General features: G+C 65.8%; 9 protein-coding genes and 1 pseudogene. 4 read left to right on the forward strand and 6 right to left on the reverse strand.

The window, feature by feature from the left end:
• Window positions 1-232: pseudogene (locus tag G6028_RS17485) on the reverse strand (hypothetical protein); the annotation flags it as partial.
• Window positions 233-585: 353 nt separating this feature from the next.
• Here G6028_RS17485 and G6028_RS18230 point away from each other — a divergent pair.
• Both G6028_RS18230 and G6028_RS16960 read left to right on the forward strand, forming a co-directional pair.
• Window positions 586-1,035 carry a helix-turn-helix domain-containing protein gene (locus G6028_RS18230; protein ID WP_081615145.1) on the forward strand — a complete coding sequence of 150 codons (450 nt, stop codon included), beginning with the start codon at window positions 586-588 and terminating at the stop codon, window positions 1,033-1,035.
• Between the two features lie 57 nt (window positions 1,036-1,092).
• The gene (locus tag G6028_RS16960; protein WP_146166392.1) at window positions 1,093-1,671 is read left to right on the forward strand and encodes a hypothetical protein; all 579 of its coding nucleotides are present in this window, start codon (window positions 1,093-1,095) and stop codon (window positions 1,669-1,671) included.
• Between the two features lie 278 nt (window positions 1,672-1,949).
• Here the strand turns inward: G6028_RS16960 and G6028_RS16965 are convergent, their stop codons facing one another.
• From G6028_RS16965 to G6028_RS17965, 5 genes are all read right to left on the reverse strand, one after another.
• A complete protein-coding gene (locus G6028_RS16965) occupies window positions 1,950-3,083 on the reverse strand; it encodes a hypothetical protein (RefSeq protein ID WP_182659566.1) in 1,134 nt (377 codons plus the stop codon).
• A complete protein-coding gene (locus G6028_RS16970; RefSeq protein ID WP_067715278.1) occupies window positions 3,076-3,492 on the reverse strand; it encodes a hypothetical protein in 417 nt (138 codons plus the stop codon). The genes G6028_RS16965 and G6028_RS16970 overlap by 8 nt, the downstream gene beginning before the upstream one ends.
• A gap of 122 nt (window positions 3,493-3,614) precedes the next feature.
• Window positions 3,615-4,466, reverse strand: a complete 852-nt coding sequence (locus G6028_RS16975; protein ID WP_162845754.1) for a nucleoside hydrolase — start codon at window positions 4,464-4,466, stop codon at window positions 3,615-3,617.
• 1,566 nt (window positions 4,467-6,032) lie between these two features.
• Window positions 6,033-6,260 carry a hypothetical protein gene (locus tag G6028_RS16980; protein ID WP_069388974.1) on the reverse strand — a complete coding sequence of 76 codons (228 nt, stop codon included), beginning with the start codon at window positions 6,258-6,260 and terminating at the stop codon, window positions 6,033-6,035.
• Between the two features lie 168 nt (window positions 6,261-6,428).
• The gene (locus G6028_RS17965; protein ID WP_182641456.1) at window positions 6,429-6,812 is read right to left on the reverse strand and encodes a hypothetical protein; all 384 of its coding nucleotides are present in this window, start codon (window positions 6,810-6,812) and stop codon (window positions 6,429-6,431) included.
• A 235-nt stretch (window positions 6,813-7,047) separates the two neighbouring features.
• Between G6028_RS17965 and G6028_RS16990 the strand changes: the two genes are divergently transcribed.
• Together G6028_RS16990 and G6028_RS16995 are read left to right on the forward strand one after the other, a co-directional pair.
• Entirely contained in the window at window positions 7,048-7,299 is a 252-nt protein-coding gene (locus G6028_RS16990) for a glutaredoxin family protein (protein WP_083249576.1), read from the forward strand.
• A 46-nt stretch (window positions 7,300-7,345) separates the two neighbouring features.
• Complete coding sequence (locus G6028_RS16995; protein ID WP_107749306.1) at window positions 7,346-7,687, forward strand: hypothetical protein; 342 nt, start codon at window positions 7,346-7,348, stop codon at window positions 7,685-7,687.
• Window positions 7,688-7,900: the final 213 nt, after the last annotated feature.

The raw sequence follows: 7,900 nt of genomic DNA on the forward strand, positions 1-7,900 counted from the left end.
GCACGGGTGCCTGACGCACCGGTGCCGGGGCCTGCTGCACGGGCACCTGACGCACCGGAGCTGGAGCCTGCTGCACGGGCGCGACCGCCGGCGCCGGCGCCTCCGCCTGCTGGACCGCGGGAGCCTCCGGGGTGGCAGCCTCCGATGCTCGCTCTCGACGAGGGTCGGGATTGTCTTCCTTCTTCGCCTTCTTGACCTCGGTGGCGGCGGAAATGCCGGCTTGCTGCGCCACCGGCTTCGCCCGCGCTGTTGCGGGAGCGGGTGTCGCACGAGCCGTGGCCCGAGTGGTCGACGCCTGACCCTCCACGACCCCGGCCTGAGCCGTCGTCGCCTTCGCTGGCTTCTGAGCCTCGGTGACACCTGCCTGCGTGCCGGCCAGGGCGAGGGTGACGCCTCCGAACGCGACAATCGCTGCGGTGGTTCCGATGAGCGCTCCCCTGAGCGCGGTCCGAGAATGGTGCATGGCCTACCCCTGTCGCCGTTTTATAGTGACACCCTAACCCCTCCGGGGCGCATGTCAACGTCACTATAGGACGCAACCGTAAAGTCGTGGGGAAACATCAGGACGGCGACGGAGGAGTGCACATGGGAAGGGCCTCAGCCCATGCCTTCTCCCCCGAGGTTCTTGTCGATTTGCGTCGCAGTGCGGGTCTTTCGCAGGCTGCGCTGGGTGATGCACTGGGGGTGAGTTCGGGCTCAGTCCGTGCTTGGGAGCGGGGTCGGAAGATCCCTCAGGCGGATATGTTGGGCCGGTTGGCAGAACTGTTGAGTGCGGCGCTCTCGAGCACCGTTACCGTTGCCGACCTGGTCGACATTCCCGATACCGGCAGAACTCTCGCTGACTGGCGTGTGCTCCGAGCCTTGACCCAAGGTGAAGCCGCGCGACGCGCTGGCCTCTCCACCTCGCATTATGGGGCGATTGAGCGTGGAGACAGCCCCTTGGCGGCGCATAGTGTTCCCCATCTCGCTGATGCTCTGGGAATCACCCCGGACGAGGTCATCGCTGCCGCAGGTGAGGGCGGGCAGGGCGGTTAACTGCTTTTGGGCCTGTCCACAACGAACTTGACAGGTGTCCGGCCTAGGCTTGTGGACATGACAGCTCGACTTGCCGACGCGGTACGGAAGAGGCGCGCCGAGCTCTCGCTCAACCTGATTCAAGTCCGGGACCGGGGCGGCCCGCGGGCGCCCATCATGGTGAGAATCGAACGCGGAGACACCGAGGTGATAACCCCCGAGATCCTCGACGCTCTTGACCGGTCGCTGGAGTGGACGATCGGTAGCGCTGCGAGCACTCTTGAAGGAGGCACTCCCACTCCCCGAGAGACGGCGGAAGTGCAGTTTGCACCGTCGGGGGTCACGATCTCCCACGGCGAGGTCGCTGCTCTCACCGCCGCCACATTCCGGTTACAGCAGCTTTCCAGTGACCGCGCCCAGGATTCCGACCTGGTCGAGGCTATCGAGGACCTCGCCCAGGCTGTGGCCCCGCTATATGGTCAGTTCATCACGGAGTTACTGGCCGCGAATACCCACGGACTTGGTAGCGATATTGTCGTTGACGCAGTAGCTCCGCTGCTGGCCGAGCGTGCGGACTCCGAACTCGACGAAGGCGCTGCGCTGCGTAGATGGCTGGCGATGCCGGACGCCAAACGTGATCGCGGGGAGGACGCATGACGCAAGCGGACCGACTTCAGCAACTCATGTGTGTATGGCGTGACCCCTCTGGCGGGATCCGCACCGTCGAGGAAATTGCTGCGCACACGCCACCGACGGTTGGCGTTACTCCCGAGCTGTTGGGAGACGTTCTCGCGGGGAAGACAGTGCTCACCGAAGCCCAATGCGAGGCTGTCGCTGCGTTCTTCAAGGTCCCCGGTCGCTACCTCAGCGATGGGGACGAGAATATTCATGAGCAGCTGGAGCTGCTCAGGCACCTGGTGAATGCAGGTGCAAGGTCAGTCCGACTGCGGGGCAAACCGGTCGACACCACGCGAAAAGCCCTTCTCGCTGCCGTGTCCCGCCGTGTGTCGTAGTTGCTTGGCTCGCTGCCACTGCACCGACAGCTCCCCCGCCTGGCCGACGGCGTCGACGGCAAGCAGACCCTCGTCACCGAGGTGGTCTGTTCGCCTGTCGCGCTGCATCGCCGCGTCCTGAATTGCGAGTGCGAGGACCAGTGCCGGAGGTTCGGCGCTTACTTTGCGAGCTGCGCGCATATGACGGTCGTTCACCAGGGGCGCCAGATGAGCAAGAGCGTCGACGCTCTCCACGATGGCTCGGAGGCGCTGCTCCTTGCCGCGCAGACTCCACGGATCACTGAGAGCCACCTCAGGGCACGCCGTTCTCAGGTCCAGCCACATAGCCGTCATCGGATCGACCCAGCTATCTTCCGCTCCACGGTTGGCCACCAGTGCCGAAATGACGGCACCAATTGTCAGAAGAACTGCGAAGACGACCCCATTTGGTACACCGCGGCCGTCTAGGAGACTGTGATCATCTCGAAGAGCGCTGAACCCCACGGCCACAAACACGGTGAAGTTGTCGATGACCAGGAAGGCGTAGACCAGCGTCACCACCGCGCCGACTAGCCGCGACCGGCTTAGTCCCCAGGAGCCGATGAGCTGTTTGACCAGCAGAAACAATCCGACCAACGTGGGAAGACAGAAGATGGCGAAGTACCACAACGCCCAGCCGCTTGGAGCAGACTCCATTTGGTCACCGGCGCGTGGGGCTACAGCGGCAGTGATGACCAGTAGCACCGTCAGCCCGCCGCTAATGGCGTAGAGGACAGGCACCAGCCGTGGGTGTTTGACGTCGCCCTGCGTGGCAAACCAGAGCAAGATCACGCCAGCCACCGCCACGAGGCACGCTCCATGAATTAGTGCGCGCAGGATCGCTGCCCCAAGGAGCGGTTCAACGACGTCGTAGATCGGGCCCACCTTCAATGTCAGGGCCACAGCCCCCGCGGCCAGTGATTCGGTTATTCGCCGGGGTGCTCCACCGCTGCGTGCCGTGTACACCCGCCACAAGATCGCCGCCCAGGTGATCGCAAGTAGCGTGAAATCGAGCCAGGCTGGCAGCAGATTACGCATGGTTATCCACCCCAAAGGCGCGCCATAGCTCCCGCCCACCAGACGTTTCCTGGGCTTGGCGCAACTGCCTCTCGACCTCGATCCCGGTGGTCATACGCGCAAGGATGAGTGTGCCGAGGAACTCCGCTTCGTACTCCTCTAGCGAAGAGTGGTTCTCGCGTTTAAGCAGGCGGTGAACCTCGCTCAAGTCCAGATCCGGAAAGTACGCGTCCATTCCGTGGGCCGCGTCCGGCGTGGCGAGGTCTCCCCGATGCCCCAGGAGCAGGTGGGCGATCTCGTGGGCCGTCACGGCGTCTTGGTGCCACTGCGGTGTGCCGGCACCAAGAATGATGTGGTCCGCAGAATCGAACTGGACCAGCAGGCCGCACGCCTCCGTACTCAGCGCTCCCTCCATCTGCTCGACTGTCACGGGTCTCCCCCGCTGTCGAGAGATCTCCCCCAGCAAGGACTCTCGAGTCCACGGCCGCGCGCAGCGAATGCCGCGCAGTGCCCGCCGCGCTCGACGACGAGCCATGAACAGCTCGCGTCTGTTCATGCCAGCGCTTTCGATACGGCGGACCGAACGACCCCAGCACAGGACTCATCGGCTGGAACCGTCAGCATCCGGTGATCGCCCCCTGGCGTTCCCCACATTGAGGAGCCGACGAAGGTGGGGGTCACCCACTCCCATTTCCCCAACTCAGATCCGACCGCAGCAAGAGCGGCAATCGTGTCGTAAGCCGACGGAGACCACACCTGCCGCCCTGCCCGCTGCGCACAATGCCACCCGTAGGCCTCGTGAATCGACCGCTGAAAGCGCCCGCTGGCCGTGGTCGAACCGAACTCCGACTCTCTGAGCCATATGTGCTCCCCAGCGTTGATCGTCACCCAATCCACGCCGAGATTCTCGACGACCCATGTACTCGCGGCAATGTCTACCTCCGAGTTGGGATCTCGGCCCGGGTCCGACTCTCCGACGATGCCGGCGCCACCGACAGCAACAATGCGCGGGCTCGATTGCGGCTTTGCCGCAGCTAGATTGGTCATCGGACCTAGACAGAGCAGGACATCCTCCGACCCCGCCGATTCGCAGAACTCGAGGATCGCCTTGGGCGCGGCGTGCGGATCGCCTGGTCGATCCGGCCTTGAACCGTGGCCGCCCAGCCCATCAGGGCCGTGGACCAGGCGGGGCGTGAAGGTGGGACCCGGCACAGGACCGGCAATCACCGGTATATGGTGTCGCATCACCGCGAGCACGTCGGCAACATTCTTCGCCGCTTGCACGGCTGAGGTGTTCCCCGAAGTCGTGGTCACGCCGATGATCTCGACCTCGGGACGGCTCACCAGCACGGCCAGGGCCAGGGCGTCGTCAACGCCGCAGTCAGTGTCAATGAAGATTCGCACCCAAGCAGGGTATGCGAGAAACGCCGACACCGGTTTATAGTGTCGCCATGGCCATCAGCGGCGTGTCGTCCGCCATAACAGTTACAGATACCGGTAGGAATGCGGTCATGGCACAGCCACACAAGGGTGATCGACGACTCGTCGGTACGCGTCTCGCGCGCGACGTCCACGATGAGGTTCAGCGTCGGGCTGCCGACGCTGGCACATCGGTATCCCAGTACGTCGCAGATGTCCTGGCCGCGCACGTCGGCCGGACTGACGAGATCCGAGAGACCCCCGCTGATGCCCTGTTCCCACGCCACCAATTAGAGGAGCCGCCGCTCGCAGACATCGCTTAGCGCACAGAACACGCGCACACGATCAACTGCATAGCGCACCCACACAAAAGCGATCGCCCCCCGGAGGCAACCGAAGGGCGATCTTGAGAGTGTGACCGGAAAGAGTTACCAGCTCGAACCGGTTTTTGGTGCCCCACCTGAAAGGCAGAACTGCGTGCGAAGCTGTTCTGAGGGTAGCTCACACCCTGTGGACGTGTCCAGCACCGCCGCGCCGGAACTCGTCTCGACTGAGCCAGACCCTCCAACCACCATTACCGTCGTCGATACTGCGGCCCTCGCGGAGCTCGCAGCTCTCCTGGCGGACTCAACCGTCCGCGCATGGGCTCTCGCTCCGACCCAGGGCGACAACCAAGCGATCCAGGTCGGTAGCGGCAACGCCGACCAGCTCGTGCGCCGCGCTCGCCTCGGCACTGAAGCCGCAACATGGGCCATCGTCGCCCAGCCACGTCCAGAGCTGGTCGCCCTCGACATCGACGAGTGCGCCGAACTAGTAGTCCCCGAGATTCGTCAGGCGGCTGCGGATACTGCGACCGTGGTCGTCGCCGCGGTCGCCTCCGGGCGCGACGACTGTCTCCACCTCTGGTGTATTCCGGCGACCAGGCACGGCCGCGACGAGCTCCTGCGACGTGTCGCTCTCATCCGTGAGCACCATCGGCTGCCGGCCGCGGCGATCGACCACCGTGAGGGCAAGGCCATTCGACTGCCGGGCAGCGTAAGCCTCAAACCCGAGGGGCGTCCCGCGCAGCTCGTCGACCTCGAGACCGGGAAAGCGACTGACGTTCGCACGGTAATCCGAGCTGTCCAGGCATCGCTTCCTCGCGACGCGCGGGGATCCGCGCCACAGCGGCTGCGTCGTCGACAGCCGGCTCCCTCAGCCATTCCCCTGCCGTTGCCGGTTGACGACGGCACGCGCCTGGTGACCGAAGCACCTCGAGCGTGGCGCCGGCGCGCACAGTTCACGCCCGAGGATTGGGCGATCCTCAACGACGACACCCGCCGCGACCGGTCAGCGGCCGCCACGGACGCCGCGTGGGTTCTTTGGCGTCACGGCATCCGCTCGGCGACCGCCGCGCTGTGGTGGTACCAGCGCACTGCTGCTTTCGGGAAGTTTCGTCAACGTGACGAGGTGTCCCGCCGGGACGACCGGACTTCTGACTGGTCCGCCTGTCGGCAGCACTGGGCTGCGATCGCTCGGCGTGCGCGAGCATTCCGCCCTGAGATCCCCGAGTCAGACCGCCGCACCCTCGACGCAGCACGCGAGGAGATCCGCTGGTGGGGTGATGCCGACCTCCAGGCAGCTGCCGCCGTGGTCATCGACCGGTTCAGCGACGGGTACGGACTGGCGAGCCGGCCGATCGCTCGCCGAGATCTGCAGCTCGCACTCCACCTGTCCGACGGCGCAGCGTCCGACAGGCTCGCGGCCCTGGTTAAGCGAGGGCTGCTTGTCGTGAGCCACCCGTGGAGCTCCACCACCCCGCGGGAAGCCACCCGGTATGACCTCGCGGTCCCCGCGACCACTTACCGGGGGGAAACCGACCATGACGTCACAAGCCCTGCGGTGCCCTTGCAGCACCCCCTCTGGGGACTCCTCCGCCACACCAGCCGGCGAACCCTCCTCACCCTGCTACGCCACCCCGCCTCCCCCACCCGCCAACTCGCTGCTCTCCTGGGCCTCCCTCCCGGGGACGCCACCCACGGGGTCCTCCACCTCCTCCGGCAGCTCGAGGACGCCGGGCTCGCTACCCGGGCGGGCACCGGCCGCGGAACGCTCTGGTCCGCCGCCTCCACTCTGGACCTGGACGCCGCGTCCCGTCGTACAGGTGCGCTGACGAGGGCCCAGGAGCTGGCCGCCCGCATCTGCGGTGAGCGCGCCTGCTGGCACGCCGAGAGCCACGCAGAGACAGCGCGGACTCTCCGCGGGCTCCACGTTCTTCGCGCACGTCTCACTCACGCTGAGGCTCGCGGGCAGCGCCCTCGCCCACACCCTGCTCCGCGGCACCGCACCCATCCTCGTCCTCCTCGTCGAGCAGCCCCCCGCGGTCGCCACTCCCCTCCGGTGGGCCCGACCGCCGCGACGCCAGCGCGAGAGCGCCGGCCTAGCCACGCCCCTCGGTCTGCTCCCCCACTGTGATGTCACCAGCGTCCACTGACTCCGAGCGGTCGTACTCTTGCCCCATGCACACGGCCTCTCCTGAACTGTCCGAGTGCCGCACTACGACTACGTCGGGGGTGCTGTCCCAGCCATGACCGGCTTGCTCGTCACGCTCTACGGACGCGAGTCCTGTCCGCCGTGCATAAGGACCAAAAAGCTCCTGGATCAAGCCGGTGTTGCGTTCTTGTACGTGGACATCGACGAAGACCCGGACGCACTCGAGGGACTCACCGAGCAGGACTGGGTGACCGCCCTGCCAGTCATCATCACCCCAGAACTCCAGTGGTGCGGCTACCGGCCTGAACACATCAGGACAATCACCACCAGGTACGGGCCCAGCTAAGCTGAGTCGCAGACGAACAGTCACCCCACACTCGAAAGGACCAGCCATGGTCATCGACGGCAACGTCATCGAAATCGGCACCCTCAACCAGCTCAAATCCGGCAGCAGCGTGCTCACCATCAAAGTGCGACACCGCGCCTACAACCCCACCGCCCGCACCTTCACCGGCGAGGTCGTCTACGACGTCGAGCTACGCAAACAACTCGCCGAGAACGCCCACACCAGCCTCACCATCGGCGACGACGTCATCATCGACGCCGACGAACACGACCTGGCCGCCACCATCTACACCGACAGCCACGGCCAGAACCACCCCCAACTCAGCGGCGCCAAAGCCCGCAACATCGGCATCAGCATCCGATCCGAAGCACTGCCCGTCACCACCTAAGAGCACTATCTGCCCGGCCGCCGCGGGTCGACTGGGGCCAGCTCCCGCGTGCAACACCGCCCGCAGACTCCCGAGGCGTAGATCCCTGGCCGTGGACGCCGGCACTGCCCGGTGGTGGGGCGAACCGGTGGGTGGCCCTCTTTCCCTGCCACTGCGAGTCTTTGTGTTCCGCTCCCTGCGTCAAGGTCGGCGCCGGCTTCGCCGTCGCCCGGC

The sequence above is a fragment of the Dietzia cercidiphylli genome (assembly GCF_014145145.1).
GTDB classification, from domain to species: Bacteria; Actinomycetota; Actinomycetes; order Mycobacteriales; family Mycobacteriaceae; genus Dietzia; species Dietzia natronolimnaea.

Excerpts from the sequence above, each read along its gene's own strand:
- G6028_RS18230 (WP_081615145.1), top strand. The coding sequence starts at position 586 with ATGGGAAGGGCCTCAGCCCATGCCTTCTCCCCCGAGGTTCTTGTCGAT.
- G6028_RS16960 (WP_146166392.1), top strand. The coding sequence starts at position 1,093 with ATGACAGCTCGACTTGCCGACGCGGTACGGAAGAGGCGCGCCGAGCTC.
- G6028_RS16965 (WP_182659566.1), bottom strand. The coding sequence starts at position 3,083 with ATGCGTAATCTGCTGCCAGCCTGGCTCGATTTCACGCTACTTGCGATC.
- G6028_RS17965 (WP_182641456.1), bottom strand. The coding sequence starts at position 6,812 with ATGGGTGCGGTGCCGCGGAGCAGGGTGTGGGCGAGGGCGCTGCCCGCG.
- G6028_RS16990 (WP_083249576.1), top strand. The coding sequence starts at position 7,048 with ATGACCGGCTTGCTCGTCACGCTCTACGGACGCGAGTCCTGTCCGCCG.
- G6028_RS16995 (WP_107749306.1), top strand. The coding sequence starts at position 7,346 with ATGGTCATCGACGGCAACGTCATCGAAATCGGCACCCTCAACCAGCTC.